Annotated in this window: 25 protein-coding genes and 1 pseudogene; 15 read left to right on the top strand and 11 right to left on the bottom strand. The window is 66.1% G+C overall.

What is annotated here, in order from left to right:
* The first annotated feature begins 88 nt into the window (after nucleotides 1-88).
* The 4 genes and pseudogenes from E7773_RS11900 (at nucleotide 89) to E7773_RS11885 (ending at nucleotide 4,117) form a co-directional block, all read left to right on the top strand.
* A pseudogene (locus E7773_RS11900) lies at nucleotides 89-2,421 on the top strand (GH92 family glycosyl hydrolase).
* A gap of 41 nt (nucleotides 2,422-2,462) precedes the next feature.
* Nucleotides 2,463-2,798 (top strand): hypothetical protein, encoded by a 336-nt coding sequence (locus tag E7773_RS11895; protein ID WP_293991487.1) that lies wholly within the window; start codon nucleotides 2,463-2,465, stop codon nucleotides 2,796-2,798.
* Nucleotides 2,799-2,832: 34 nt separating this feature from the next.
* Nucleotides 2,833-3,522 (top strand): phosphatase PAP2 family protein, encoded by a 690-nt coding sequence (locus E7773_RS11890; protein WP_293991484.1) that lies wholly within the window; start codon nucleotides 2,833-2,835, stop codon nucleotides 3,520-3,522.
* 85 nt (nucleotides 3,523-3,607) lie between these two features.
* On the top strand, nucleotides 3,608-4,117 hold the full coding sequence (locus E7773_RS11885) for a hemerythrin domain-containing protein (protein WP_293991481.1): 510 nt from the start codon (nucleotides 3,608-3,610) through the stop codon (nucleotides 4,115-4,117).
* A 68-nt stretch (nucleotides 4,118-4,185) separates the two neighbouring features.
* Here the strand turns inward: E7773_RS11885 and E7773_RS11880 are convergent, their stop codons facing one another.
* The 7 genes from E7773_RS11880 to E7773_RS11850 form a co-directional block, all read right to left on the bottom strand.
* Nucleotides 4,186-4,470 (bottom strand): hypothetical protein, encoded by a 285-nt coding sequence (locus tag E7773_RS11880; protein ID WP_293991479.1) that lies wholly within the window; start codon nucleotides 4,468-4,470, stop codon nucleotides 4,186-4,188.
* A 121-nt stretch (nucleotides 4,471-4,591) separates the two neighbouring features.
* Nucleotides 4,592-5,431: a hypothetical protein gene (locus E7773_RS11875; RefSeq protein ID WP_293991477.1), complete on the bottom strand. Its 840-nt coding sequence runs from the start codon at nucleotides 5,429-5,431 to the stop codon at nucleotides 4,592-4,594.
* Nucleotides 5,432-5,546: 115 nt separating this feature from the next.
* Nucleotides 5,547-5,909, bottom strand: coding sequence for a hypothetical protein (locus E7773_RS11870; RefSeq protein ID WP_293991474.1), 363 nt, complete (start codon nucleotides 5,907-5,909; stop codon nucleotides 5,547-5,549).
* Between the two features lie 51 nt (nucleotides 5,910-5,960).
* Nucleotides 5,961-6,755 carry a hypothetical protein gene (locus E7773_RS11865; RefSeq protein WP_293991472.1) on the bottom strand — a complete coding sequence of 265 codons (795 nt, stop codon included), beginning with the start codon at nucleotides 6,753-6,755 and terminating at the stop codon, nucleotides 5,961-5,963.
* Nucleotides 6,756-6,857: 102 nt separating this feature from the next.
* The gene (locus E7773_RS11860; protein WP_293991471.1) at nucleotides 6,858-7,310 is read right to left on the bottom strand and encodes a hypothetical protein; all 453 of its coding nucleotides are present in this window, start codon (nucleotides 7,308-7,310) and stop codon (nucleotides 6,858-6,860) included.
* A gap of 53 nt (nucleotides 7,311-7,363) precedes the next feature.
* Entirely contained in the window at nucleotides 7,364-7,741 is a 378-nt protein-coding gene (locus tag E7773_RS11855) for a transcriptional regulator (protein WP_293991470.1), read from the bottom strand.
* A gap of 9 nt (nucleotides 7,742-7,750) precedes the next feature.
* Nucleotides 7,751-8,053, bottom strand: a complete 303-nt coding sequence (locus E7773_RS11850) for a type II toxin-antitoxin system HigB family toxin (RefSeq protein ID WP_293991469.1) — start codon at nucleotides 8,051-8,053, stop codon at nucleotides 7,751-7,753.
* A 23-nt stretch (nucleotides 8,054-8,076) separates the two neighbouring features.
* On the opposite strand from E7773_RS11850, the gene E7773_RS11845 reads away from it, so the two are divergent.
* The 3 genes from E7773_RS11845 to E7773_RS11835 are packed head-to-tail and all read left to right on the top strand — an operon-like array spanning nucleotide 8,077 to nucleotide 9,333.
* Nucleotides 8,077-8,454 carry a HigA family addiction module antitoxin gene (locus E7773_RS11845; RefSeq protein WP_363130350.1) on the top strand — a complete coding sequence of 126 codons (378 nt, stop codon included), beginning with the start codon at nucleotides 8,077-8,079 and terminating at the stop codon, nucleotides 8,452-8,454.
* On the top strand, nucleotides 8,441-8,689 hold the full coding sequence (locus E7773_RS11840; RefSeq protein ID WP_293991467.1) for a DUF2188 domain-containing protein: 249 nt from the start codon (nucleotides 8,441-8,443) through the stop codon (nucleotides 8,687-8,689). Before E7773_RS11845 ends, E7773_RS11840 begins: the two co-directional genes overlap by 14 nt.
* Before the next feature lie 5 nt (nucleotides 8,690-8,694).
* Nucleotides 8,695-9,333: a hypothetical protein gene (locus E7773_RS11835; protein WP_293991466.1), complete on the top strand. Its 639-nt coding sequence runs from the start codon at nucleotides 8,695-8,697 to the stop codon at nucleotides 9,331-9,333.
* 11 nt (nucleotides 9,334-9,344) lie between these two features.
* Here E7773_RS11835 and E7773_RS11830 read toward each other — a convergent pair whose 3' ends face one another.
* Nucleotides 9,345-11,657 carry a UvrD-helicase domain-containing protein gene (locus tag E7773_RS11830; protein WP_293991465.1) on the bottom strand — a complete coding sequence of 771 codons (2,313 nt, stop codon included), beginning with the start codon at nucleotides 11,655-11,657 and terminating at the stop codon, nucleotides 9,345-9,347.
* A gap of 80 nt (nucleotides 11,658-11,737) precedes the next feature.
* On the opposite strand from E7773_RS11830, the gene E7773_RS11825 reads away from it, so the two are divergent.
* Nucleotides 11,738-13,225, top strand: a complete 1,488-nt coding sequence (locus E7773_RS11825) for an amidohydrolase family protein (RefSeq protein WP_293991464.1) — start codon at nucleotides 11,738-11,740, stop codon at nucleotides 13,223-13,225.
* A gap of 10 nt (nucleotides 13,226-13,235) precedes the next feature.
* Here E7773_RS11825 and E7773_RS11820 read toward each other — a convergent pair whose 3' ends face one another.
* Nucleotides 13,236-14,633, bottom strand: a complete 1,398-nt coding sequence (locus tag E7773_RS11820; protein WP_293991463.1) for a class I SAM-dependent methyltransferase — start codon at nucleotides 14,631-14,633, stop codon at nucleotides 13,236-13,238.
* 118 nt (nucleotides 14,634-14,751) lie between these two features.
* Here E7773_RS11820 and E7773_RS11815 point away from each other — a divergent pair, with 118 nt between their 5' ends.
* The gene (locus tag E7773_RS11815) at nucleotides 14,752-15,903 is read left to right on the top strand and encodes a retropepsin-like aspartic protease (RefSeq protein WP_293991461.1); all 1,152 of its coding nucleotides are present in this window, start codon (nucleotides 14,752-14,754) and stop codon (nucleotides 15,901-15,903) included.
* 269 nt (nucleotides 15,904-16,172) lie between these two features.
* Here E7773_RS11815 and E7773_RS11810 read toward each other — a convergent pair whose 3' ends face one another.
* Complete coding sequence (locus tag E7773_RS11810) at nucleotides 16,173-16,493, bottom strand: hypothetical protein (protein ID WP_293991460.1); 321 nt, start codon at nucleotides 16,491-16,493, stop codon at nucleotides 16,173-16,175.
* A gap of 8 nt (nucleotides 16,494-16,501) precedes the next feature.
* A complete protein-coding gene (locus E7773_RS11805) occupies nucleotides 16,502-16,846 on the bottom strand; it encodes a hypothetical protein (RefSeq protein WP_293991459.1) in 345 nt (114 codons plus the stop codon).
* Between the two features lie 167 nt (nucleotides 16,847-17,013).
* On the opposite strand from E7773_RS11805, the gene E7773_RS11800 reads away from it, so the two are divergent.
* From E7773_RS11800 to E7773_RS11775, 6 genes are all read left to right on the top strand, one after another.
* A complete protein-coding gene (locus tag E7773_RS11800; protein WP_293991458.1) occupies nucleotides 17,014-17,649 on the top strand; it encodes a CerR family C-terminal domain-containing protein in 636 nt (211 codons plus the stop codon).
* Nucleotides 17,646-18,761, top strand: a complete 1,116-nt coding sequence (locus E7773_RS11795; RefSeq protein WP_293991457.1) for an HlyD family secretion protein — start codon at nucleotides 17,646-17,648, stop codon at nucleotides 18,759-18,761. Before E7773_RS11800 ends, E7773_RS11795 begins: the two co-directional genes overlap by 4 nt.
* Nucleotide 18,762: 1 nt before the next feature.
* Nucleotides 18,763-20,406, top strand: a complete 1,644-nt coding sequence (locus tag E7773_RS11790; protein WP_293991456.1) for a DHA2 family efflux MFS transporter permease subunit — start codon at nucleotides 18,763-18,765, stop codon at nucleotides 20,404-20,406.
* Between the two features lies 1 nt (nucleotide 20,407).
* Nucleotides 20,408-21,874, top strand: a complete 1,467-nt coding sequence (locus tag E7773_RS11785; protein ID WP_293991454.1) for an efflux transporter outer membrane subunit — start codon at nucleotides 20,408-20,410, stop codon at nucleotides 21,872-21,874.
* 455 nt (nucleotides 21,875-22,329) lie between these two features.
* Nucleotides 22,330-23,682, top strand: coding sequence for an EAL domain-containing protein (locus E7773_RS11780; protein ID WP_293991453.1), 1,353 nt, complete (start codon nucleotides 22,330-22,332; stop codon nucleotides 23,680-23,682).
* 46 nt (nucleotides 23,683-23,728) lie between these two features.
* Nucleotides 23,729-26,161, top strand: coding sequence for an ATP-binding protein (locus E7773_RS11775; RefSeq protein ID WP_293991452.1), 2,433 nt, complete (start codon nucleotides 23,729-23,731; stop codon nucleotides 26,159-26,161).
* Nucleotides 26,162-26,189: the final 28 nt, after the last annotated feature.

Raw genomic sequence — 26,189 nt, 5'->3', positions numbered from 1 at the left:
CTCGGCGTGCCGATCCCGGTCATCATCCTGCTCTACCTGTTCGTCTTCCATCATTGAGCACTAGCGGCGGGCATGCTTTGATGCGGGGATGCTGACCCGCGCCCTTCGCCGCCTGCCCGCCGTCCTCGCCGGATTGGGATTGGTCGCGTCACCGATCGCCGAAGCTGGGACGCCAACCCCACGTGGCGCGGTCGATCCGTTCATCGGAACTGGCGGGGAGGGGCACACTTTCCCCGGCGCGGTGGCCCCGTTCGGGATGGTGCAGCTGTCGCCCGACACCAATACCACGTGCGAGATCCGCAAATGCTATTCACACGCGGCGGGCTATCGGTACGAGGACCCGACGATCCAAGGGTTCAGCCATACCCACTTTTCAGGCGCGGGGCATTCGGACCTTGGCGATTTCCTCGTCATGCCGGTGTCGGGCGATGTCGTCCCGCTCGAACCGGGCGACGCTGCCAAGCCGGGGAGCGGGTACCGCTCGCGCTTCAGCCATGACAGCGAGGTCGCGAGCGCGGGCTATTACGCGGTCACGCTGACCGACCCCGGCGTGCGGGCGGAGATGACCGCGGGGACGCGGATCGGGGTGCATCGCTATACCTTCGCGAAAGACAGGGCCGCGCACCTCGTGTTCGACCTGCGCACCAGCCTCTACAATTATCCCAGCAAGGTGTCGTGGTCGTCGATCCGGTTACGGCCTGACGGCACGCTGACCGGCGGGCGCGAGACGCGCGGCTGGGCGCCGGGGCGCAAATTGTTCTTCGCGATGCGTTTCTCGCGGCCGCTGACGGGTCACGAGTTCCGCAATACCGAGACCGACGTGCCGTATCGCGGGTTCAAGGGGCCGGGGCGTACGGGCAGCGACATCGCCGAGCTGAAGGGACGTGCAATCGTCGCGCGGCTCGACTTCGGGCGGATCGACGCGCCGCTCGAAATCAAGGTCGGCCTCTCGACGGTCGACGAGGACGGCGCGATCGCCAACCTCGCCAGCGAACCGGGCAATTTCGATGCCATCCGCCACAAGACCGAACTCGCCTGGGACAAGGCGCTGTCCGCGCTCGACATCCAGGCGGCTCCGAAGATGCAGCGCACGCTCTACACCGCGCTCTATCATGCGCTGATGGCGCCGAGTGTGCTGTCGGACGCCGACGGGCGCTATCGCGGGCCCGACGACCAGATCCACCGCGCCGATGGCTTCACCTTCCGCTCGACCTTTTCGCTGTGGGACACTTCCGCGCCGAACACCCGCTGCTGACGATCATCCAGCCGCCGTCGACCACCGCCGACGTCGTCCGCTCGCTCGTCGCCAGCCGCGAGGAGAGCCCGTACGGCATCCTCCCCGTCTGGCAGTTCCAGGGGCAAGAGACGTGGACGATGATCGGTTATCACGCCGTCCCGGTCATTGCCGACGCGTATCTCAAAGGCATTCGCGGGTTCGACGCGAGCAAGGCCCTCGACGCGATGGTCGCGAGCGCCACCTACGCGCCATACGGCGGGCTCGGCGATTATATGAGCCTCGGCTACGTGCCGATCGACCGCGAGCCCGAGGCGGCGTCGAAGACGGTCGAATACGCGTACGACGACTGGACGATCGCGCGGATGGCGCGGGCGATGGGGCGGATGGACGTCGCCGCGACGTTCGAGAAGCGCGCCGCCTATTGGCGGAACTCGTTCGATGCGAAGACCGGCTGGCTGCGCGCGCGCAAGGCGGACGGCAGTTTCCGCGTCCCGTTCGACCCGACCGCGATCAACTATGGATCGGACTATACCGAGGGCAATGCCTGGCAATATTCGTGGTTCGTGCCGCAGGATCAGGGCGGGCTGTTCCGCATGCTCGGCGGCGACGCGGCGACCGTGGCGAAGCTCGACGCGATGTTCGATTTCGACACTTCCAAGCTCGATTATTCCAAGTCCGAGGATATCGCCGGGCTCATCGGTCAGTACATCCACGGCAACGAGCCGAGCCATCACGTCGCCTATCTCTACGCCTTCGCCGGCGCGCCGTGGCGGACGCAGGCGCGGCTCAAGCAGATCGTCGACAGCCAGTATAACGACACGCCGCAGGGCCTGTCGGGCAACGACGATATCGGCCAGATGTCGGCGTGGCTGGTGTTCACGAGCCTCGGTTTCTACCCCGTCGCGCCGGGCAGCGGGCAGTATGTGATCGGCCGGCCGTTCGTCGACAAAGCGACGATGAAGCTGCCCAACGGCAAGCGCTTCACGGTCGTCGCCGACGGAATGAGCGACGCGAACCGCTATGTCGGCGCGGTCACCCTGAACGGCAAACCGCTGACCCGCGTCTACATCACCCACGACGAGATCGAGCGTGGCGGCGAGTTGCGCTTCGCGATGAGCGCGACGCCCAACAAGACCTGGGGGACAAGCATCGCCGCGCGGCCTTATTCGATGAGCGGTTACTAAGGTTTCTTGCTGCACCGCAACATGAATGATATATCAAGTTCATGGATATGAGCAGCAAGCCCGAGGCGGCGCCGACCGGCGCGACGCCGACGATCCTCCAGGCGATCGTGATCAAGCAATGCGTCGCCGCGACGTACAACCGCGGCGTGGTGGTGCTCGCGCCGCATGTGCTGTTCATGAAGAACGATGCGGTGCACGTCGGCGCGGTCACGCTCGAGCGCGACGGCGTGGTGCCCAAGGAATATAAGCTCGGCGTGTTCAAGCTCGACGGTTTGGGCGAGATCGCGATCACCGACCGTCCGTTCCAGACCAGCGAGCTGTGGGACCCGGCCGACGAGCGCTTCGCCGATGGCGCACTGATGACCGTCGAGCGCTAGCCCAAGCCGCCGCACTTGTGCCAAGGTCGCCGCAGTGACCGAGGACAATCCCAAACCGATAGTCTTCCGCCCGTGGCTGTGGCCCGCGCTCGGGCTGTTCGTGCTATCGCTCGCGGGGCTCGGCGCGTACCTCGCCGACGAGCTGATCGAGGGCGAGGGCTGGGCGATCGACCCGCGCATCCTGCTGGGCCTGCGCGTTTCCGGTCATCTCGATACGCCGATCGGGCCACATTGGCTGCTGCAATCGGCGGTGGACATCTCCGCGCTGGGCGGACCGACGCTGATGTGGCTGTTCGGCGTCTCGGGTCTCGTCTGGCTGCTGTACCAGCGCCGCCGCGCCGAAGCCGGATGGATCGCGGGGTCGCTGATCGGTGCCAGCCTGATCAGCAGCAGCCTCAAATATGCGATCGGCCGCCCGCGCCCGAGCCTCGTCCCGCACTTGGCGCAAGTCACCGACTCCAGCTTCCCGAGCGGCCACAGCCTCGTCTCCGCCGCGCTCTACCTCACGCTCGGACTGATGCTGGCCGAGGGGCAGAAGGGCTGGGCGCCTCGCGTGGCCTTGGTCGGGTTCTTCGCGCTGCTGGTGCTGCTGATCGGGATGAGCCGCGTCTTCCTGGGAGTGCACTGGCCGAGCGACGTGCTCGGCGGGTGGAGCTTCGGCACGGCCTGGGCGCTTTCCGTGTTCGCGGCGAACCGCTGGGTTCGGGCAAGAACCGAGCGCTGATCGGACCAATCTCGATCAAGGTTGCGCCTTTTTCGGGAACTCCGCGCGCGCTCCGCGATTGATCGGCCGAAGGAGGACGGAAAACATGGCCGATACCAAGCAGGATGCGATCGCATTGCTGAAAGCCGACCACCGCACGGTCGAGGAATTGTTCGAGAAATTCGAGGGCGCGACGGGCGACGGCGCTAAGGAGAAGATCGCCAAACAAATCTGCCTCGAGCTCACCGTGCACGCGCAGATCGAAGAAGAAATTTTCTATCCGGCGTGTGAGGGCAAGGTCGAGGAAGACCTGATCAAGGAAGCTTATGTCGAACATGACGGCGCGAAGGTGTTGATCGCCGAGATCGAAGCGGGCGGGCCCGGCGACGATTTCTACGACGCCAAGGTCAAGGTGCTGTCCGAACAGATCGAGCACCATGTCGAGGAAGAGGAAAAGCGGATGGAGGGCATGTTCAGCCAGGCGCGGCATGCCGGGCTCGACATGGACGCGCTCGGCGATCAGTTGCGCGCGCGCAAGGAAGAGCTGGTCGCCGATTATACCGCGAACGGCCTGCCCAAGCCCGAATTGACGACGATGACCGACGCGACCGTTTGACCGCGACGGCTATCGACGGTCCCAGAAAATCGGGGGCGGCTTGCGGGCCGCCCCCTTTTTCATGCGGGTCAGCGGCGGCAGATGCGGACCCAGCGATGGTGACGGCGCTCGTTATGGCACCAGCGGTTGCCGTTGCCCCAGCCGTTGTGGCGGCCGCGGTCCCAGCCATGGTGGCGGCGGTCATTGTCCCAGCGGCGATCGCGGCGGTCGTCGCGGCGATCCCGGCGCTCGTCGCGCCAGTCCCTGTCCTGCGGCGCGGCGACGGCGGGCGCGTTGCCGGCCGCTGCGGCGGCGGCGGGGGCCGCGCCGATCATCATGCCCGCCATCGCGGCGGCGATCAAAAAGCTCTTCATGGGTTCATCCTCTCGTGCCCGGAATAGGGCGACGTGGACGATACGCCCCTGCAACGACATGGTTCCTGAATGCGATGGTCGGGTGCGGTACAGGTGGCGCGCGGCCCATGCCGCCGTCGCCTCACAACGGTTGCGGCTCGTCCCCGCGTTGCGCAGCGGCCATCGCCGGATCGACGAGATCGACCTGCTCGCCCGGCTCGATCCCGAACAGCTGGGTGAACTTCTCCGGCCCCAGCAACAGCGCGGCCTGTTCGAGCATATGTCGGTGGTGGGCGTTGAGCATCTCCGCGTCGGGCGGAAGGAAACCGGGGACGCGCCGCGCGAGGAACGCCTGCATCTCGCCGCGCAGCGCCATCAGCGCTTGAAGTTTCTCCGGATCGTCCGCCAGCACTTCGCGCGCATGGTCGCGGAAATCGTCGGGAAGGGCGGGGGTCGGCGGCGCATCGGGCATGATCTTTTCGCTCCACTGCGGCAACCCGGACACCGGATCGCCCAGCCCCAGGCATCCTTGCAGTTTGGTGTGCCACGCCGACGCCTGAAGCCCATAGGTGCCAAATAGGAAGCTGCTGAGCGAATAGCCACGCGCGCCCTTGACGGTCAGCGGCGGGTTGCCCGGGCTGCCGGTCGCGTACAGCACCTGGTTGGCGAGCTGGTGGCACACGCCGTCGACGCCATAGGTGAAGATCGTGCCGCGCGCGGGCGCGCTGGTCGACGAATCGGCGTTGGGCTGGACCAGGCATTCGGCGAGCGCGCGATTGCCCGCGCGCGACGCGAGCATCCCCGGCGGGTTGCCGATGGGATGGAAGCTGCCCCAGCAATACCACAGATCCTCGCCCGCCGCGACGACGTCGGCGATCGCGGGGTAGGGGGTCAGGTTGCTGTTGTAGGTGGTGACCCAGGTGTGATCGAGCGGCGACCCGCTCCAGAAGGCGGGCGTTACCCAGGCAAACAAGGTGGTCATATTCCCCTCCCGATCCGCGATGTGACACCATAAGTATCATCGCGGCGAGGGAAAGTATTGCTCAATTTGATCCGGCGTGAACGAAGCTAAATCCTATCCATGCTGGACTACCCGATTACTGCCAGCGGATTTCGTGCTCCGGCTGAACGGCGTTCATCAATTTCTCCAGTTCGGAGATGAGCACGCGCACGCTTTCGGGTTTGAACACCAGTGGCAGTTCCACGCCGTCCTCGAGCGACAGAAAGAGCATCGGCTCGCCCTGTTCGGTTCGCCCGGTCTGCATGCCCGTCGGCCGGATGAATTGCTGCGCCCTGGTCTCGGCATTGAGCTTCTGCACCTCGGTCGCGAGCGACGCGGTGAGCAGCCCGGCGCATTCGGCGCCGACTTCGAACCGGTGCGTCTGCTGATCCTCGCGGAGCAGTTCGACGCGGACGCGGTCGTCCATCACCACGCATTCGACCACCCGGATGTACTTCAACGCATGCTTCCCTTCGCTATCGACGATGATCGTGCCGGCGATACGCCGCCGCTAGTCCTTCGGGAAGAGCAGCTTCGCCGGCCGGCGCTCGCGCGCGGTCTTGAATAGCGAATAGGTCTGCCCGACGAACTCGGTCACGCCCGAGATCGACGCCATGAAGCTTTCCAGCTCGGGCGTCTTCTTCGCCTCGATCAGCCGGATCGGTGCCGCCGGGTCGGTCCCTTCGAAGCGGACGTAGAACAGCGGCTCGCCGCGCCGCAGGATCAAATCCTTCGACGTGTCGTGCCATTCGAACGCCCACATCAAGGCGCGCGGCCAGATGTCGATCGGGAAGCGCCCGCTGATCGGAATGCCCGGCCGGCTGTCCCCCGAATAATGGAAGATCGGGGGATATTGGTTGATGTACACCGGGTCGTCCGTGACGAACACGAACGGCGTCAGCATCTGCAGCACTGGGCGCTGCGGGTGGCGCCATTCGTGGCGCGGCTGGAACACGATCCAGCGTTGCAGCGCGTCCGACCGGATCGGGCTCTTGTCCGCGAGCATGTTCTTCACGTCCATCGCGCCGCCCGACATGTCGAGCCGCAAGTGGACGTCGATCGGGCAGTTGATCGCGTAATGCCGCCGGTCGAAATCGAGCGCGGAGGGGCATTGCCCGACCGAGCGCGGGTCGCTGGACTGCGATTCGATCCGCACCGGTCGAGGCGTGTCCCAGATGATGCTGGACTGTTCGGTGTTGAGCAGCCAGCCGATCGTGATCGCGCGGGATTCGGCCGGGGCGGGCGCAGCGGCTTCCGACTCGGCCTCGGCGGGGGGAGCGCCCTTCGAAAACAGGTTCTTCAGCATAGCGGGACGTGCGGCCTTTCTATCGCCGCGCGGCGTAGCACGGCGGTCCCACGCTATGCTAGCCGGGGACAGGGGCGGGGCGCTCGCCGAAGGTCACGAAAGTCACGGTATGTCCGCGTTGGAATGCGACGAATCGAGGAAGGCGGCGAGCGTTGCGGTGCCGTCGGGCGCGGCGGGCCGCCAGTTACGCAGCGCGGCGATCAGCAGCCGATTGTCGTAGCGCCGCCGCTCGCCGACCTGCAGCCCGCGATAGAAGACCGGGACCACCTCGCCCTGCATCGCGCGCTCGATCGCGGTGTCGGCGGCCAGCGCGCTGCCCTGATCGACCGCCACGTCCCACGCCGCGGCAAAGCTCGCCGCATCGCCCCGCGCGCGCAGGCGATAGGCGGACTTGGGTGTCATCCCCACTTCGCGCGCGGCGGCGGCGACCAGCCCGCACTTGCCGAGCGCATCGATGAACGCACGCTGCCGCGTCGGCGTCCAGCCGTCGTGGCGAGTCGAGGCGGTGGGAACGGGATCGAACGCGATCGGATCGAGGTCGGGCGCGGGGTGCATCGACCAGCGTATTTCAGACGAAATCCTACATTGGAAGGGTTTAATTCCACGGGTTAGCGCGCATCGCTCGCTAGCGCATATTCACGCACGAGCAGACGTTCGGGAACATGCCATTCGCGTGAAATCCGGCGGATCATCGGCAAGGTCAGGGCGCGCCGCCGCCGTAGAATCTCGGACGCGCGCGATTTGCCGCCGATCAGCGCGGCGAGATCGGCGCGCGTATGGCCGTCATGCGCCATCGCGGCCTCGATAGCCTCGACCGGATCGAGCTCGGCGACCGGCCAGCGCTTGTCCTCATAGGCGTCGGCCAACGTCGCCAGCACGTCGAGCCGGTCGCCGTCGGGCGTTCCCTCCGAGGCGCCCCACAGCGTCTCGATCTCGCGCAACGCGGCCTCGTGATCGGCATCGGTTCGGATCGGGGCGATCTGCATACCAGTTCCTCAAAACAAATTGACCGACAACGCGTCGATCCGGTCGTATTCGGCGTGGGTGCCGACGAACTTTACAAAGGCGATACCGCGACGGAAATCGAACGCGGCGATCAGCCGGTAATCGCCGCCCGCGACCTCGAACCTCACCCGCTCGCCGTTCAGCACCTTCGCCTTCGAAAAGGCGGATTGCACCTCCGCCGCATTCGACCACGCTGCCGCCTTCACCACGCTCTGCCAGTGCGTCAGCGAGGCACGCGTTTCCGGATGCCTGTCAATGAACGCGACGAGCGTGTTTCGAGCGATCCACCTCACGATCCTTTATAGTTGTTCCCAAATTGGGAATCAAGTATGCGGCGGCCACGGCGATCAAGCTGCACCCGAGTTTTGCGGTCCATCCCGGTGCGTGGTTGGGCGCGGAGATGATCGAGCCGCATGGGCTGTCGGTGACCGACGCGGCGGCGAAACTGCGCGTGACGCGGCAGGCGATGAGCAACCTGCTCCGCGGCCGCGTCGGGCTGTCGGCGGAAATGGCGATCCGGTTCGAACAGGCATTTGGGCTGAGCGCCGACACGCTGATGCGGATGCAGGCGGCGCACGATCTGGCGCAGGTGCGGGCTAAGGGGGGATGTGGTTGGGGTGAAGCGGGTGGCGGCTTATTGATGGCTATCGCTTTCAGCCCAACTGCTTCCTATACTGTCAATGAGGAACCGTGAGGAGGATATTGTGTCGAAGCCCGGTCAACACGTCGTGCCAAACGGTAGCAAGTGGAGCGTTCGCAAAGCGGGCGCTTCGAAGGCATCGCGCGTTTTCGACACCCAGTCCGAAGCTATCTCGGAGGCAAGGAAAGCAGCCAAAAACCAAGGTACTGAGCTGTATATTCATGGTCGGGATGGCCGAATTCGCAGTCGTGATTCCTATGGTCCAGATAGCTATCCTCCCAAAGGCTAAAGTCTGTGGAGGATCCGGATTTCCACAAGTCGGTCTTTATCAATTGTCCATTTGACAAAGAGTTTGAGCCTATTTTGCAAGCGATGCTGTTTTGCATCGTCTATCTTGAATTTAAACCTCGTATCGCCCGAGAGCGCAACAACGGTGCTGAAGTTAGAATAGATAAGATTATAGAGCTGATAGAAAAATCAAAATACTCTATTCATGACCTTAGCCGATATAAGGCGCGAAAAGTTGGTGAGATTTATCGACTTAACATGCCGTTCGAACTCGGTGTCGACCAAGGATGCCGGAAATTCAAGGATGGCGTGTGGGCCGAAAAAAAGATGCTGATCACGGCCGACAAACAATACCATTATCAGAAAGCTTTGTCGGATATAGCAGGCAACGACATCGAATCTCACTCAAACAAGTTTGACATTGCCATCAAAAAAGTTCGGAATTGGCTGGTCAATGAGGCCGACGCCGAAAACGTAGGAGCTCAACGAATTATCGGCAAATATGCGGATTTTCAGGAATGGTATTTCGAGAAGCATCGTGCGGCTGGTGCTACCGATCGAGATATCCGACAGTACCCTACCAAAGAGTTTCTTGGTGGCATGGTGGATTGGAAGGTAGCGGGAGAACCTGCATCTTTCGACTGAACCCTCAGGTTTCACCCCACCGTCACAAAACTATCCATCACCCGCTTCCGCCCGGCCTGTTCGAACTCGATCTCCAGCTTGTTGCCCTCGATCTCCTCGATCGTGCCGTAGCCGAATTTCTGGTGGAACACGCGCATGCCGATCGCGACGTCGGATCGGCCCTTGTTGCCCAGGCTCACCGCGCTCGCGCGCGCCTCGACCACGCGGGCCGGTTCGCGGGTGAAGGTGCGGCTGGTGAAGCTGCCGCCCGGCTTGCTCATGTCCATGCCCGCCGCGCGCTGCCACCCCGGGCCGCGGCCCGTTCCGCGCGCGACGTCCGCAAACGGGTCGGCGCGTTCGCTCCAGTTGGCGCGCCACAGGCTTTCGCCGCCGGCCATGCTGCTCTCGCTGTCGATATGCGCGTCGGGCAGTTCGGCGACGAAGCGGCTGGGGATGCTCGACGTCCATTGGCCGTAGATGCGGCGGTTGGCGGCGTGGAGGATCGTCGCGCGGCGCCGGGCGCGCGTGATCGCGACGTACGCCAGGCGGCGTTCCTCCTCTAGGCTGGCGAGCCCGCCTTCGTCGAGCGAGCGTTGCGAGGGGAACAGCCCTTCCTCCCACCCGACCAGGAACACCGTGTCGTATTCGAGGCCCTTGGCGGCGTGGATCGTCATGATCGTTACCTTGGCCTCGTCGGCGCTCGCGTCATTGTCCATCACGAGGGAGACGTGTTCGAGGAACGCGCCCAGGTTTTCGTATTCCTCCATCGCGCGAACGAGTTCGGTGAGATTTTCGAGCCGCCCGGCGGCCTCGGCCGATTTCTCCGCCTGCCACATCGCGGTGTAGCCGCTTTCGTCGAGGATCTGGCGCGCGAGGTCGGGGTGCGGCATCTCGCCCGCCATGCTGCGCCAGCGCGCCATGTCGGCGACGAGGTTGCCGAGCGCGCGGCGCGCCCGCGGGGTCAGTTCGTCGGTGTCGAGGATACGCGCGGCCGCCGTCGTCAGCGGCACGCCCTCGGCGCGCGCGAGCTGGTGGACCTTCGCCAGCGCCTTGTCGCCGAGCCCGCGCTTGGGCGTGTTGACGATCCGTTCGAACGCCAGGTCGTCGGCGGGCTGCGCCACGACGCGGAGATACGCGAGCGCGTCGCGGATTTCCTGCCGCTCGTAGAAGCGGAAACCCCCGACGATGCGGTACGGCAGGCCGATCGCGATGAAGCGGTCCTCGAACTCGCGCGTCTGGTGCTGCGCGCGGACCAGGATCGCGATGGTGTCGAGGCTCTGGCCGCGGACCTGCTGTGCTGCCTCGATCTCGTCGCCGACGCGGCGCGCTTCCTCGGGCCCGTCCCACACGCCGAGCACCTTGACCTTCTCGCCCTCGGCCTCCTCGGTCCACAGCGTCTTGCCGAGGCGGCCGCTGTTGTTGGCGATCACCCCGGAGGCCGCGGCGAGGATGTGCGGGGTCGAGCGGTAATTCTGCTCCAGCCGGATGACCTTCGCGCCGGGAAAATCCTTCTCGAACTTCAGGATGTTCTCGACCTGCGCGCCGCGCCACGAATAGATCGACTGGTCGTCGTCGCCGACGCAGCACAGATTCTTGCGCTCCTGCGCGAGCAGGCGGAGCCAGAGGTACTGGACGCTGTTGGTGTCCTGATATTCGTCGACCATCACGTATTTGAAACGGCGCTGATAGTCGGCGAGCACCTCGCGGTGGGTGCGCAGGATGACGAGCATGTGGAGCAGCAGGTCGCCGAAATCGCACGCGTTGAGCGCCTTCAGCCGCGCCTGGTACGCGGCATAGAGCTCGGCCCCGCGGCCGTTAGCGTAGCGCTCGCTCTCGCCCGCCTGGATGTCGGCGGGGACGAGGCCCTTGTTCTTCCACTCGTCGATCAGCCCGCCGAGCTGGCGCGCGGGGAAGCGTTTCTCGTCCAAGTCGGCGGCCTGGATGATCTGCTTCAAGAGCCGCAACTGGTCGTCGGTGTCGAGGATCGTGAAATTGGGGTGCAGCCCGACCAGCTCCGCATGGCGGCGCAGCATCTTCGCGCCGATCGCGTGGAACGTGCCGAGCCACGGCATCCCCTCGACCACGTCGCCGACGATGTGCCGCACGCGCTCGCGCATCTCGCGCGCGGCCTTGTTGGTGAAGGTGACGCTGAGGATTTCCGACGGCCACGCTTTGCGGGTGAAGAGCAGGTGCGCGAGGCGCGCGGTCAGCGCCGCGGTCTTGCCCGTGCCGGCGCCAGCGAGCACCAGCACCGGGCCCTCGGTGGTCAGCACCGCCTCGCGCTGCGGCGCGTTGAGGCCGCGCAGATACGGCGGATCGTCGGGCAAGGTACTGGGGTGAGTCACGCGCGAACACTTAGGGAACGGCGCTTGCCCGGGCAACCGCGAGCGCGCATCATGCGGCGCGAAATCGGGGGAAGACCGCCATGCGCCGACTGATGCCGCTGACCGCGCTGCTGCTGGGGGCGGCCGCGCCCGCGAAGGTCAACATGGCCGCTGCCGTCCTCCCGCCGCCCGCCGCGCCGGGGAAGGCGGTGCTGCCGTTCGTGAAGGTGCCGGGTCCCAAGATTGCGATCATGCACGTGCGCGTAATCGATGGAACCGGCGCGCCGGCGGAGGACGACCGCACCGTGCTGATCGACGGCGGCAAGATCGTCGCGATCCATCCGGGCAACGACACGGGTCCGGCGGATTTCCAGCGCATCGACGGCACCGGCAAGAGCCTGATCCCCGGCCTGATCGGGATGCACGACCACCAATATTATATCGCGCGCCCCAACCTGACCGCCGAGGGCGGCAGCGAGCCGCCGCTGATGATCCCGCAAATGGCCTTCTCGTCGCCCCGCCTCTACCTTGCGTCGGGCGTGACCACGCTGCGCACGACGGGGTCGGTCGAACCGTACACCGACCTCAACATGAAGACGGCGATCGACGCGGGGACGTTGCCCGGGCCGCACATGGACGTGACCGGGCCGTATCTCGAAGGATCGGGCAGCCCGTTCCTCCAGATGCACCCGCTCAAGGGCGCAGCGGACGCCGTCGCGACGGTGAATTACTGGGCGGACCGCGGGGCGACGTCGTTCAAGGCGTATATGAACATCACGCGCGCCGAGTTGAAGGCGGCGATCGATGCGGCGCACGCGCGCGGACTGAAGCTGACGGGGCATCTGTGCTCGGTGACCTATCCCGAGGCTGCGGCGCTCGGGATCGACAATCTGGAGCATGGCTTCTGGGTCAACACGCAGCTCGATCCGGGGAAGGCGCCCGACACCTGCTCGAAAGGCACCGGCGGCCCGACGCTGACCGCGATGACGCCGGACAGCGCGGCGGCGAAGGCGCTGATCGCGCTGCTCGTCGCGAAGCACGTCGCCGTCACCTCGACGCTACCGGTGTTCGAAGGCGCGTCGCCGACCTACGCGACGCTGCCGCAGCGCCAGCTCGACCTGATGACGCCCGAGGCGCGCGCCGATTATTTCTACGTCCGCACGCGAGGGAGCACCGCGTCGCCCGAGGCGAAGGCGGCGCGGGCGAAGCAATGGGCCAATGAACTGGGGTTGGAACGCGCGTTCGTCGCGGCGGGCGGGCTGCTGATCGCCGGGCCCGATCCCACCGGCGGCGGGCAAGTGCTGCCCGGCTTCGGCGACCAGCGCGAGATCGAGTTGCTGGTGCAGGCCGGGTTCTCGCCGCTCGAGGCGATCCGCATCGGCACGCTCAACGGCGCGACCTATCTCGGGCTTGCCGGGCGGATCGGGTCGATTGCCGAAGGGAAGGATGCCGACCTGGTGCTCGTCGATGGCGATCCATCAACAAATATCGCCGATATCGAGCGCATCGTGACGGTGTTCAAGGACGGCGTCGGCTACGATCCCGCGGCGTTGCTGGCGTCGGTGCGCGGGCGGTATGGACAGTACTGACCGGGCAGGTTCACGCCGGTTTGCGGCACCAGAAATCGTACATCGCGGCGAACAGCGAGGGGTCGCGGCGCTCGCACGCCTGCCACCCGGCGAAGTCGCGGTTGTGTGGGTCGTCCGGTCGCTCGGCACGATAGCGCGTTTGCTCGTCCGGCGACGGTAGCACGAAGCGCAACAGCTCGAGCCCGTTCGCTTCGATCGCCGCTCGGATCCGCGGGATGTCGAACGGATCCTCATGCTCGTGGAAGATCAGGTCGTAGGCGCCGGCGAGACTGTAGAAGTCGGGCGATTCGGCGAGCGGGTTGTATGGCGCGGCGTTCAACCGCGCGCGTGCCTCACGGATCAAATCGTCGTCAACCGGGCGCGCCAGAAGATCGGCGAGTTTCCGCCGCGCCGCCTGCAGCGGCAGCCGCGCGGCCGTGCTGTAGAGTTGCACGTTCATCACGCCGCCGGGCCGAAGCACGCCGACGAGCGCCGACCAGCCCGCTTCGGGGTCGGGCAGATGGTGGAGCACACCGGCGGAGACGATCACGTCGAAGCTGGCGTTGAGGTCGGCCACTTGGTGCAGGTCGATCTGCCGGAAGTCGATGTTGTCGGCCTGCGCGCAGCGCTCTTGCGCATAACGCAGCGAGGTCGCGCTCAAATCGATCGCGGTGATCCGCGCCTCGGGCGCCATCCGCGCGTAGCGCAACGCTTCGGACCCCGTGCCGCAACCTGCGATCAGGATTTTGGGCCGCGCGGGCAAGGCCGTGGCGGCATCCGCGTCGATCCGGTCGAGCAATTGCCGCAGCGAGCGCCGGCGTCGCGTGATGCGTTCCCATGTCGGATAGGGCCACCCTTCATACTGCGCCGCGACGCGCGCGGTGGTCGACGACGCGTCCGCGTCGGCGAGTGGCGCGGGGCGGGGCGGGAGGTAAGCAGGCCGTAGCGCGTGCTCCTCGAACGCGGCCCGTTCGTCCGGTTCGAACGGCCATGCTCCTTCGTTTCGTATGGCTTGCGCGACGAACGCGGCGGTCGTTTTCGGGAAGTCGGCTGCGTGGCCAGACAACAGCAGCCAGCGGCGCAGCGCCGACAGCGCGCGCTCGGCGTCCGCCACGGCGACAAACGTCTCGGTCAGCAGGTCGCGGAGGAACGCGCTCGACTCCACCAGCGCCGCGCCTGCTGCGTCGGCCGTCGGCAATCGGCCGCATGCCGCAAGGTGGCGCCAACCGGCCGCGGCGAAGGGGCGCGGGTCGAGGTCGGGGTCGATCAGCAGCCGGTGCAGATCATCCGCGCGGCGCCGATCGATCAGCCCGCGATGTCGCGCGATGGCATCGGCGACGATCACCTTGTTGCGTTGCAAAGATGGATCGCCGTCGAGCGCGCGCCACGCTCCCTGCAACGCGTCGGCCGAGGGATCGTGCGAAGTCACCGCTGGACGCTTAAGGGTCGGGCGGGGCGCGGACAAGCGGGGCGACACGCGTCACTTTTTGCCTGCACGATTGCTAAAATCCGATTAGGTTCGCCCGCGAAAACAATGGAGTGGCGCGATGATCGGCAGGCGCGAAGTGATGGCGGCACTGGCGGGCGGCCTGGCAATGCCGGGGATCGCACTGGCGGCCGACCGGCGAGTGTTCACGTCGAGCATCGCGCTGGAGGACAATCGCGTGCTCGTCGCGGTCGGGATGAACGGCAAGGGGCCGTATATCTTCATGATCGACACCGGCACCTATGTCAGCCTGATCCGCCCAGACCTCGCCAAGCAACTGAAATTGCCGGTGCAAGGGTATGAAGGCTCGCGCGGCGTCGGTGGCAGGGGGTCCTACGCGATCTATCGCGCCGACAATTTCGTGATCGGCGGTGGGATCCGCCAGCCGAGCGTCGTACTCGAGGATTCGTTCGACTTCGGCTATCAAAGCGACATCTACGGCGCGCTCGCCGCGGGTATCCTGACCGCGACCGATACCGACCTCGATTTCGATCGGGGGGAGCTGCGCATCTATCCCGACGGGCACGGCGACCGGTCCGGCTTCGTCGCGCTCGATTCGGAAATCCCGCGCGCGGATCAGGCGGATCGCGGATCGCGCAAGATCATGGCGACGGTGTTGCTCGAAGGGCGCCCGATCCGCTGCGTGCTTGATACGGGGGCGCCGAGCGTGCTGATGCTCAACCAGACCGCGGCCAAGCGGCTGGGGCTGTGGGACAGTGGCCGCGCTTACGCGCCGCTTCGCCCGCGCGGGATCGGCGGGACGGGGCCGCTGGCGCGCACGATCCGCGTCGAGTCGCTGGAAATGGGCGGGGCGCGGCACGATCGCCCCTTGATCACGCTGCTCGGCGATACGGTGGGTGGCAATGTCGACGGTATCCTCGGCCTGTCGTTCATCCGCCGTTTCAACCTGTCGATCGACAGCCGCGGGCGCAAATTGTGGGTGCAGCCGAGCCGCCAATCGGTGCCCGAGGCGCGCTACGGCTTATCGGGTCTTTGGATCGAACAGGAAGGCGGCCATGTCACCGTCGTCGCGGTGGGCGCGGGCAGCCCCGCCGCAGCCGCCGGGATGGCGGTCGGCGACCGGATCGTCGATGTGCCGTGGGACAAGGCGCCGGCCGCGATCGGCGGGCCACCGGGACGCGTGGTGAAGCTGGCGGTCGAGCGCGGCGGGGCGCGGCGCGACGTGGAATATACGCTGAAGCCGTATTTGTAAGGTGAAGCGGGCGGCCGGCGAAGCCGTCGACCGGATCGGCTGCTAGCCGTCCGCCCGCCCTGCTCGGCGCTAGCGCGCCTGCGCATAAAAAACGGGGCGGCCCGGACGGACCGCCCCGCAGTTCGGGGAGATCGGCCAAGGGGGATAAGGCCGATCAAGGTCGCGGCCAGCAAGGGGAGGACTCACCGCGACAAGGGCTAGATAGGCGCGCTTTGTCGCGGTTCAATGTCGCTATTGTTGCAATTTGTCGCAGTGCAGCGAAGGGGCGCTCACCACGAATTGATCGTCGATACGGTCACCACATCGGGCGCTGCCGATTGCTCCGGATGTGGCATCGGTACGTGCCGTGACTTGGGCGCGGGCGTCGCGATGGCAACGGGTTCCACACTGGGACGTGCCAAGGGAACCGCGGCGATGGGCGATGGTGTCGGCGTAGGCGTCGGCGCGGGATCGATGCGGACCATTGCGGCCGTCGTTGCCGCGACCGGTTTGTGTCCCGGAGACGGGCCCACCAGACTGGCCACACCCATGCCGACGACGATCGCCCCGATCGCGCCGAGCGCCGTCAGAATCCAGCCGCGCCTGCCCATCACGCCGGTTACTGGATCGCGTCGCTCGACGGCGCGGCCGGCGGTGCCGCACTCGCTGCGGTTCCCGGCGGGTCGCCGCTGCCCGGGCCGCGCATTTCGGGCGGCTCGCCCGTCGGAACCGCGGGTTCCGCGTTTTGCGTGTTGTCCGGCGTTGGCGACAAGGTTGGGCTATCGGTCGATTGGGTCGTGAGTTCGTCCGCCGGCGAGGGATGCGGCGCGCCGTCGTTCGCGACCGCCGCGTTGCCCGCCACCCCAACCGGTGCACCGGCGGTCATGCGAAACGCGATCAGGCCCATGACGAGCCCTGCTGCCACGACCAGCGCCAGGATGACCGTGAACTGACGATCCTTCATTCGATTCCTCGTTCGGATAAGCCTTGCGCGCGATGCTAGCGCGCAGTGGTGAAGATTTCGGCAACCGGGCCGGGGAACCAGGGCGATGTCGACCGGTTATTCCGCTCGGGCCCTCCCCAACGAAATCTACGCTTGCTTGTTCGTTCGAACGAACTACATGGCGGCGCGTGGTTCAGCAGCGACTCCTCGATATCGCGATCGAACAATTCGGCCAGCACGGGCTAGACGGCGTCAGCACGCGCGAGATCGCGGCGGCGGCGGACACCGCGATGTCGTCGATCACCTATCATTACGGCGGCAAGGAAGGCTTGTACCTCGCCGCCGCCGACGAGGTCGCCAAGCAGATGGGCGGTCTTGACACGATCGCGACGTTCGATCGCGTCATCGCGGGCGGCGACCCGGCGGCGGCGCGCGGCGCGATCGCCGCGATCATGCGCAATTTCCTCGAGCGGCTGCAGCAACCGCAGAGCAATGCCTGGGCGCTGTTCATCATGCGCGAGCAACTCAACCCGACCGAGGCGTTCGAGCGCATCTATGCGGGGCCGATGGGGCAGACCGCGCGCGTGCTGGTCGAGCTGATCTGCGTCGCGACCGGCGGTGACGATCGCGCGGCGGCGCGGCTCGCGGCGATCTCGCTGTTCGGCCAGGTGCTGGTGATGAAGGCGGCGCGCGCGACGTGCCGCAAGATGCTCGAGCGCGAGACGCTGACCCAGGACGTCATCGACGATTACGCCGCGCGCGTCGTGGCCAATATCGACGCCATCCTCGACCGGATGATCGCCGAGCGACAGGAGCAATCATGAGCGACGAACAGCCCGCCGATGCGAATGACGCGCGTCCCAAGGACGACGCGGACAACGGCGAAAGGAAGACGCCGGTCTTTCGCAAACCGATATTCTGGATCATCGCGGTCGCGGTGGTCGCGGCGCTCGTGATCGGCGGGACGCTCTATTACCTCCACGCGCGCGAATTCGAATCGACCGACGATGCGTTCGTCGACGCGCATATCGTGCGGATCGCGCCCGAAGTGGCCGGCACGCTGATGCAGGTCGCCGACCTCGACAATCGCCACGTCAAGGCGGGCGAGTTGCTCGCGGTGATCAAGCCGAGCGGGCCCGAGGCGCAACTGGCGGAGGCTCAGGCCGGGGTCGACCAGGCGATGGCGCAGTATAGCCAGGCGCAGGCGCAGATTGCCGCCGCGACCGCCACTCGCGATCAGGCCCGCGCGCAGTCGCTCGTGCCGCTCGCCGCCGCGACCAAGGCGGCGCAGGATCTGGCGCGGTACGAAAACCTGGCGCGGATCGACCGCGCGGCCGTCGCCTCGACTCAACTCGATCAGGCGCGCGCCAATGCCCGTTCGACCGCCGCCGACGCCGCCGCGGCGCGGCGCCAGGTGGCGAGCGCCGACGCGCAGATCGGGGTCGCGCGCAAGGCCGCCGACGCGGCGGGTGCGGTCATCGCCGCCCGCCGCGCGCAAGCCAGTCAGGCGCGCATCACGCTCGGCGACCTGCGCCTGACCGCACCCGTGTCGGGCCAGGTGGTCAACCGCTCGATCAACGTCGGGTCGTACGTCGCGCCGGGCACGCAGGTCATGGCGATCGTCCCCGACACGATGTGGATCACCGCCAATTTCAAGGAAACCCAGCTCAAGGACATGCGGATCGGCCAGGAAGTCACGATCAAGGTCGACGCCTTTCCCGACGTGAAGTTTCGCGGCCGGGTCGATTCGATCCAGCGCGGCGCGGGGCAGGCCTTCTCGATCCTCCCGCCGCAGAACGCGACGGGCAATTACGTCAAGGTCGTCCAGCGCGTGCCGGTGCGCATCACCTTTCTGATCGGCAAGGATTATCCCGACCCGCGCAATTACCCGATCGGCCCGGGCATGTCGGTGGTCCCGACGGTCAAGGTCCGCTGACATGGCGAGCGCTGCGCAAGGCGCGGGCGCAGGCTCGAAGAGCAAGACCGCCAAGCCGGCGGGCGGGCAAGGCGGCTGGGATGCCAGCCGCTCGGCCGCGGGGCCGTACAATCCCTGGCTGATCGTCGGCATCATCTCTCTCCCGACCTTCATGGAGGTGCTCGACACCTCGATCGCCAATGTCAGCCTCGACCATATCGCCGGCGGGTTGTCGATCACGGTCGACCAGGCGACATGGGTGCTGACGAGTTACCTCGTCGCCAACGCGATCATCATTCCGATTTCCGGCTGGCTCAGCGACGCGATCGGGCGGAAGCGTTATTTCCTGTTCTCGATCGCGCTGTTCACGCTGGCGTCCTTTGTCTGCGGCATCGCGCCGAACCTGACGACGCTGGTGATCGCGCGCGTGGCGCAGGGGATCGGCGGCGGTGGGCTAGCGCCGGTCGAGCAATCGATGCTGGTCGATACCTTCCCGCCCGAAAAGCGCGGCATGTCGATGGCGGCGTTCGCGATCGTCGTGGTGGTGGGGCCGGTGCTCGGGCCGACGCTGGGCGGGTACATCACCGAGACGTGGAGCTGGCACTGGGTATTCCTGATCAACGTGCCGGTCGGGATCGTCGCGGTCGTGTTGAGCTACCTGTTCGTCGCCGAGCCGGACCAGGTGAAGAAGGACCGCGCGAAGCGGATCGAGGGGGGCTTGCGGATCGATTATGTCGGCGTGCTGCTCGTCGCGGCGGGACTCGGCTTCTTCGAACTCACGCTCGACCGCGGGCAGCGCGAGGATTGGTTCTCGAGCGGGTTCATCGTCATGACCGCGACGATTTCGGCGCTGTCGCTGATCAGCCTCGTCTTGTGGGAGCTCAACCACAAGGACCCGGTCGTCGACCTGAAGCTGCTCAAGAACCGCAGCTTCGCGGTGACGCTGCTGGTGATGGGCATCACCGGCGTGATCCTGTTCGGCACGACGCAGCTGATCCCGCAGATGCTGCAACAGGTGATGGGTTATTCGTCGTTCGACGCGGGGCTCGCGATGACCTTCGGCGGGTTCGCGACGTTGGTCGCGGTGCCATTCGCCGGTCGGCTGACGGGCAAGGTCGACGCGCGAATCCTGCTCGGCGGGGCGCTGTTCGTGCAAGCCGCGGCACTGTGGAACATGTCGCACTGGTCGGCCGACATCACCTTCGCCGACGCGGCGACTGGGCGATTGTATCAAGCAATGGCGCTGCCGTTCCTGTTCGTGCCGATCAACTCGGTCGCGTATCAGGGGTTGCCGCGCGAAAAGACCGCACAGGCGTCGAGCCTGCTGAACGTCGCGCGCAACCTGGGCGGGACGATCGGCATTTCGACCGCGCAAACGATGCTGGCGAACGCGGTGCAGCGGCACCAGTCCGAGCTCGTCCAGAAGCTCAACCCGCTCGACCCCAATTACACCGACTGGATGGCGAAAGCGAAGGGCGCGTTCGCCGGGGTCGGCGACCCGAACGTGCTGCCCCAAGCGGTGCTGTACCAGATCGTCGGGCGGCAAGCAGCGATGGCCGGGTTCCTCGACGTTTTCCGGTCGCTGATGGTGGTCGTCCTCGTGCTGACGCCGGCCGTGCTGCTGCTGCGGTCGGGCAAGGCCGGTGGTGGCGGAATGGGACATTAATATGCTGAAGAAACCGATCCTGTTCGTGTCGATGCTCGCGGTCACCGCCTGCACCGTCGGCCCCAATTACACGAAGCCCGGTCTGCCTGTGCCAGCTGCCTTTGCGGGCCCCGCGCCGGCTGGGCAGGCGATCGACCCGGCGCGCTGGTGGGAAGCGTTCGGCGACCCCGCGCTGACCGGACTGATCGACCGCGCGCTCAAGGACAATCCCGACATGGCGACCGCCGCCAGCCGGGTGCGCCAAGCGCGGCTCGGCGAGATCCAGGCGCGCGCGCAGTACAAGCCGACGGTCAACGCCGACGCCAACGTCACCGACGTGCGGTTCAGCAAGAATGCCGGTTTTTCGTCGCTCGCGCGCGCGTTTTCGGGCGGCGGCGGGAGCGGATCGGGCTCGGGCTCCGGCACGGCGGGCGGCGTGGCACTCCCCGGCGACAGCATCATGACCTATGCGGTCGGGTTCGACGCGAGCTGGGAACTCGACATCTTTGGCGGCGGACGGCGCGGGGTCGAGGCGGCGCTGGCGCGGACCGAGGCGGCCGAATGGAACCGCCGCGACGCTGCAGTGACGCTGGCCGCCGAGGTCGCCGACGCTTATTTCGCGCTGCGGCTCGACCAGGACCAGATCGCGGTGTTGAACAGCGAAATCGAGCGTCAGGGCCGCGCACTGCAAATCTCGGGTAACATCGCCAAGGTCGGACTGGTCCCCGCGATCGACGTGACGCGGCAGAACGGCAACATCACCGCGACGCGCGCGCGGCTCGAGCCGCTCAAGGCCGACCTCGACGTCCGCAAGCATGCGCTCGGCGTGCTGCTCGGCCAGAACCCAGAAGACCTGCTCGGCGAACTGTCGGGTACCTTGCCCGCGCTCGCCGCGACGCCCGCGATACCGGCCGGGTTGCCGAGCGACCTGCTGCGGCGGCGCCCCGATATCCGCGCGGCCGAGCGCAACCTAGCGGCCGCGACCGCCGATATCGGGGTCGCGACCGCCGATCTCTATCCCAAGTTCAGCCTGACCGGGATGGCGCAACTCATTTCCACCTCGCTCGCGACCTTGTTCACCGGCGACAGCCTGCAATTGACCGGCACGGGTGCCGCTACCTTCCCGCTGTTCGACTGGGGCCGGCGCAAGGCCACGGTCGGCGTGCGCAAGGAGCAGCGCGAGCAGGCGTACCAGGCGTATCGCGCGACCGTGCTCCAGGCGTTGCGCGACGTCGAGGATGCTTTGACGCGGATCGATGCCGAGCGGCGGCGCAACGCGTTGCTGCGCCAGGCGCTGGCCGATGCCGATCGATCGGCGGGCGCGGACCTCGCACGCTACAAGGCCGGACTGGTCGCACAGGACACGGTGATCAACACGCAGATCGACGTGCTGCGCGCGCGCGAGAACCTCGCGGCGAGCGACGCGCAACTGCGGCAACAGACCGCGGCGCTGTTCAAGGCGATGGGCGGAGGTTGGTCGGCGGAATAGGCCGCCGCCTATCGGGTCAACCTGTTGCCTGGACGCAACAATCGAAAACGGCCGTTTCAACGATCGTTAGATGGTTAACATCCGATTCGGAAAAGTTAACAAATAGTTAATTTTTAACGGCTTTCAGTCAGCAATGCTGCGGATTTCTACAGTGCCGGGACGCCGGATAAAGAGCGGCCCGCCTCCACCGGCATCCCGTTGTTAAAACGAGGAAAACCGGCGGGAAGCGGGCCGTCTAAAATCGCTTTACCAGGGGCGAATGGTGTCGCCGTGGATAAGCGCAATGATAAACGCGAGCATTGCTTTACTCCTTGTGCGCCCACCCCGGGCACAGCCCAATTATTAATTGAAATTTAACCAGAAAGCAATTCGCGTATAGCGGCTTATTCGCATGCGAGTGAGCCAATATGGCGCACTTAAGAGTTCCTTCAGTTCAGGAGGGTATTGCCCAGGGCATGGCGCGCGTTCGCACCTCGGATCATTCCTCGGACCTGTCGGTCGCCCGGCGCGGGCGTGCGGCTGGCGCGCGCGGGCGCGACCCGCGAGTCACGCCGACCGAAATCTCGCTCGCCAAGCCGTGGATCGCCCAGGCGCTGTTGCAGCTTACCAATCAGGCCGCGTTGCGCCGCTTGCTCGGCGTGGCGCGCTCGAACGACGTCGCGCTCGACGTCGCCGACCGGATCGTCGCGCTGATGCCCGATGCCGCGGTATCGGTGGTCGGGCGCTGGACGATCGAGGTCGAGACCTGTGTCGGCGACGCGGCCGACCTCGACCGTTTCGCCAAGGTGCTGGCGGGCGCGGTCGCCGAGCCGTTCGATCTCGACGGCGAGAACCATCCCGTCGACCTCGCGATCGGTGTCGCGGCGGGGCCGCCCGGCCTCATCAACGACGTACGGCTGGCCGAAGAGGTCGAGGACGCGCTTAATCAGTCCCGCCATGAGCACGGCCCCGTCGTCCGCGACCTGTCGATGCTCGACCCGATGGTCGACGTGATGGCACTCAAGCGCGACCTGACGCACGCGATCGACCGGGGCGAGATGTTCCTGCAATACCAGCCCAAGGTGCATGTGCGCCGCCAGGAAGTGGCGAGTGCCGAGGCTTTGGTGCGCTGGCGGCACCCGGTACGCGGGCTGATCCTGCCCAGCGACTTCATCCCGCTCGCCGAAAGCACGCGCGACATCGACCGGTTGACCCTATGGACGATCGAGCAGGTGATCGCCGATCAGCAACGGCTGCGCGCCGAGGGCCAGGACATCCCGATCTTCGTCAACATCTCCGGTCAGTTGTTGAGCAACGCCAAGTTCGTCAAGCGCGCGTGCGAGATCGTCAGCGCATCGGACGTGTCGCTGGGCTTCGAAATCACCGAAACCTCGGTGATCCGCGACCCCGTCAGCGCGATCGCCAACCTCAACGTGTTCGCCGACCATGGCATCGCGATCGCGATCGACGATTACGGCGCCGGCCTGTCGAGCCTGGCGTATCTGAAACAGCTTCCGGCGCGCGAGCTGAAGATAGACAAAATGTTCGTGCTGCAACTGACCAGCAGCAATCGCGACCCGCTGATCGTCCGCTCGACCATCGATCTTGCGCACGCGCTGGAGATGGAAGTGACTGCCGAGGGCGTCGAAACCCCCGCCGCGCTAGCGCTACTCAGCGTCATGGGGTGCGACATGATCCAGGGCTATCTGATCAGTCGCCCGCTCGAGATCGACGCCTTCTGCCATTATATGCGCGATCACAAGGATGCGGCGCTGGTCGATTCGGCGCGCGCGACATTTCGCGCCGGCGCCTTCCGCCGCGTCGCCTGACGTCAGGCTTAGCGCCGTCTTAACTCGCATCTGTCATGCGCTAGGCATGATTGCGGGATTTCGCCGAACACTGATCGTTTTGCTGATGCTCGCCGGGGTGCCGACGGGCGTGCAGGCGCAATCCGCCGCTTCGGCGCAGGCAAGGGTCGATGTGGCGATCGCCGATGCCCGCGCGACGATGCTGACCGACCCGCACAAAGCGATCGACCGCGCGCTTGCAGCGCGCGCCGATGCCCAGCGATTGACCGGCGTCGCGGGCGATATTGCACGCGCGACCGCGAGCTGGCTGCTCGGCGAAGCGTCCGTCCGCGACAACCAGATCCAGAAGGGTGGGGCGCTGATCAACGAAGCGCTTGCCAGCATCGTCCGCGTCGCGCCGGGCACCAAGCTGAACGCCGACGCCTTGTTGTCGCGGGGCAATTACAATGCGCTGACCGCCAATGTTGCCGGCGCGTTGACCGATATCCAGGCGGCGTTCGAAATCTACCGCAAGATCGGCGAGACGCGCAGCCAGGCGATTGCGCTGCTGACCATTTCGGCGCTGTACCTCGACGCGAACGATTACAACGGTGCGCTTAAATATGTCGACCAGGCGCTCGACGTGTATCACGGCGACCCGTTGCTGCTGGTGTCGATGCACAACAATCGTGGCGACATGCTGCGCGAACTCGGACGCTACCGGGAGGCTGAGGCCGAGTTCAACAAGGCGATGGACTTGGCGCGCGGGCTCAAGAGCCCAGCGTTGCTCCTGCCGATCCTCCGCAACGTCGCGCGCAATGAACTGGCGGCGGGCCTGCTCGACGATGCGGACCGCACGCTGGCCGAAGCGTTCCATTTGCTGGGGCCGACGGCCTCGTCGGAGGAACGCGCGAAGGTGCTCGCGGTGTCGGCGCAAGCCCGGCTGCAGCGGCATGACCTGAACGGCGCGCGCGCCCAGATCGAGCAGGCCTTCGCCGGCCTCGATAGCGCTGACGACACGCAATTCTGGCAGGCGCGCAAGACCGCATACGAAATCTACAAGGCGTTGGGCGACAAACCCAACGCACTAGCCCAGCTCGAAGCGCTCAAGGTGCTCGACGACAAGATCGGCAAGCTGCGCGCATCGACCAACACCGCGCTGATGGCGGCGCGGTTCGATTCGGCGAATCAGGACCTGAAGATCGCGAAGCTGCAGGCGGACGATGCCAAGCGCAAACTGGACTTCGAACAAGCGAAGGCGCGCACGCAATTCTGGATCTTCGTCGGGTCGGGCATCAGCGCGATGATCATCGTTGGCATGCTGGGCTTCGGCCTGGTCACGATCCGGCGCAGCCGCAACGAGGTGCGCGCCGCCAACGTCGATCTTGAATCGACCAACGCCGCTTTGGGCAAGGCGCTCGCCGCCAAGACCGAATTCCTCGCGACCACCAGCCACGAGATCCGCACGCCGTTGAACGGTATCCTCGGCATGACCCAGGTGATGCTGGCCGATCAGCGGCTCGACGAGGCGACGCGCGACCGGATCGGCGTGGTGCACGGCGCGGGCGTGTCGATGCGCGCATTGGTCGACGATATCCTCGATGTCGCGAAGATGGAGACGGGCAACCTCACGATCGAGCGCGCACCGGTCGATCTGCCTGCGATGCTCAAGGATGTGTCGCGGATGTGGGAGGAGCAGGCGCGGGACAAAGGGTTGGGATTCGAGCTCGACCTCGCCGCCGCGCCGCCGCGGATCGAGAGCGATCCGGCACGGCTGCGCCAGGTCGTGTTCAACCTGTTGTCCAACGCGCTCAAGTTCACCCAGTCGGGGACGATCCAAGTCTCGTCCGGCGTGATCGAGACGAGCGAGGGCGAGCAAATGACGGTCGTGATCCGCGACAGCGGGATCGGGATTCCCCGCGACAAGCTCGAACTGATCTTCGAATCGTTCCGCCAGGCCGATGCCGGCACGACGCGGCAGTTCGGCGGGACTGGGCTCGGCCTCGCGATCTGCCGCAACATCGCACGTGCCATGGGCGGCGACGTGACGGTGGCCAGCGAGCAAGGCGAGGGGTCGACCTTTACCTTCGCGTTGCCGCTGGTGCGGCTCGCCGAGGAAGCACCGGTTTCCGCCGCCAGCGATGCTGCTGCGTTGTTGATCGTCGACAAGAACCCGATCAGCCGCGCGATGCTCAAGACGCTGTTCGCGTCGCGCGTCGCCGCTTTGAAAATCGCCGGGTCGATCGACGAAGCGGTCGCGGCGCTCGCGGCCGGGGGGATCGGCCGTGTGCTGATCGACGAAGTCACCGTTGCGATGAACGGCGATGCGGAGGGTGGCGTCCGCGCGCTGACAGGCGTACCGGTATCCTTGTTGTGGACGAATCCGGAGGATGCCGATCGTGCCCGCTTCGCCGCCGCCGGGGTCGATCAGCTGATTGCCAAGCCGATCGCCGGCGCCGCGCTCGTCAACGCAATCGTTACGCATCCGACGAATGATGATATTGCTAGTCGGGCCGCATGATGGTTAGGGGAGTCGTAATGCTGCAACA

The sequence above is a fragment of the Sphingomonas sp. genome, from assembly GCF_004799495.1.
Taxonomy (GTDB): domain Bacteria; phylum Pseudomonadota; class Alphaproteobacteria; order Sphingomonadales; family Sphingomonadaceae; genus Sphingomonas.
The sequence above is the reverse complement of the archived record's forward strand: the minus strand, read 5'-3'. Positions and strand labels throughout refer to the sequence as shown.

Bases quoted from the DNA above. Each gene is read 5' to 3' on its own strand.
- E7773_RS11895 (WP_293991487.1), top strand. From the start codon at position 2,463: ATGGATATGAGCAGCAAGCCCGAGGCGGCGCCGACCGGCGCGACGCCG.
- E7773_RS11885 (WP_293991481.1), top strand. From the start codon at position 3,608: ATGGCCGATACCAAGCAGGATGCGATCGCATTGCTGAAAGCCGACCAC.
- E7773_RS11880 (WP_293991479.1), bottom strand. From the start codon at position 4,470: ATGAAGAGCTTTTTGATCGCCGCCGCGATGGCGGGCATGATGATCGGC.
- E7773_RS11875 (WP_293991477.1), bottom strand. From the start codon at position 5,431: ATGACCACCTTGTTTGCCTGGGTAACGCCCGCCTTCTGGAGCGGGTCG.
- E7773_RS11865 (WP_293991472.1), bottom strand. From the start codon at position 6,755: ATGCTGAAGAACCTGTTTTCGAAGGGCGCTCCCCCCGCCGAGGCCGAG.
- E7773_RS11860 (WP_293991471.1), bottom strand. From the start codon at position 7,310: ATGCACCCCGCGCCCGACCTCGATCCGATCGCGTTCGATCCCGTTCCC.
- E7773_RS11855 (WP_293991470.1), bottom strand. From the start codon at position 7,741: ATGCAGATCGCCCCGATCCGAACCGATGCCGATCACGAGGCCGCGTTG.
- E7773_RS11840 (WP_293991467.1), top strand. From the start codon at position 8,441: ATGAGGAACCGTGAGGAGGATATTGTGTCGAAGCCCGGTCAACACGTC.
- E7773_RS11825 (WP_293991464.1), top strand. From the start codon at position 11,738: ATGCGCCGACTGATGCCGCTGACCGCGCTGCTGCTGGGGGCGGCCGCG.
- E7773_RS11815 (WP_293991461.1), top strand. From the start codon at position 14,752: ATGATCGGCAGGCGCGAAGTGATGGCGGCACTGGCGGGCGGCCTGGCA.
- E7773_RS11810 (WP_293991460.1), bottom strand. From the start codon at position 16,493: ATGGGCAGGCGCGGCTGGATTCTGACGGCGCTCGGCGCGATCGGGGCG.
- E7773_RS11805 (WP_293991459.1), bottom strand. From the start codon at position 16,846: ATGAAGGATCGTCAGTTCACGGTCATCCTGGCGCTGGTCGTGGCAGCA.
- E7773_RS11795 (WP_293991457.1), top strand. From the start codon at position 17,646: ATGAGCGACGAACAGCCCGCCGATGCGAATGACGCGCGTCCCAAGGAC.
- E7773_RS11790 (WP_293991456.1), top strand. From the start codon at position 18,763: ATGGCGAGCGCTGCGCAAGGCGCGGGCGCAGGCTCGAAGAGCAAGACC.
- E7773_RS11785 (WP_293991454.1), top strand. From the start codon at position 20,408: ATGCTGAAGAAACCGATCCTGTTCGTGTCGATGCTCGCGGTCACCGCC.
- E7773_RS11780 (WP_293991453.1), top strand. From the start codon at position 22,330: ATGGCGCGCGTTCGCACCTCGGATCATTCCTCGGACCTGTCGGTCGCC.
- E7773_RS11775 (WP_293991452.1), top strand. From the start codon at position 23,729: ATGATTGCGGGATTTCGCCGAACACTGATCGTTTTGCTGATGCTCGCC.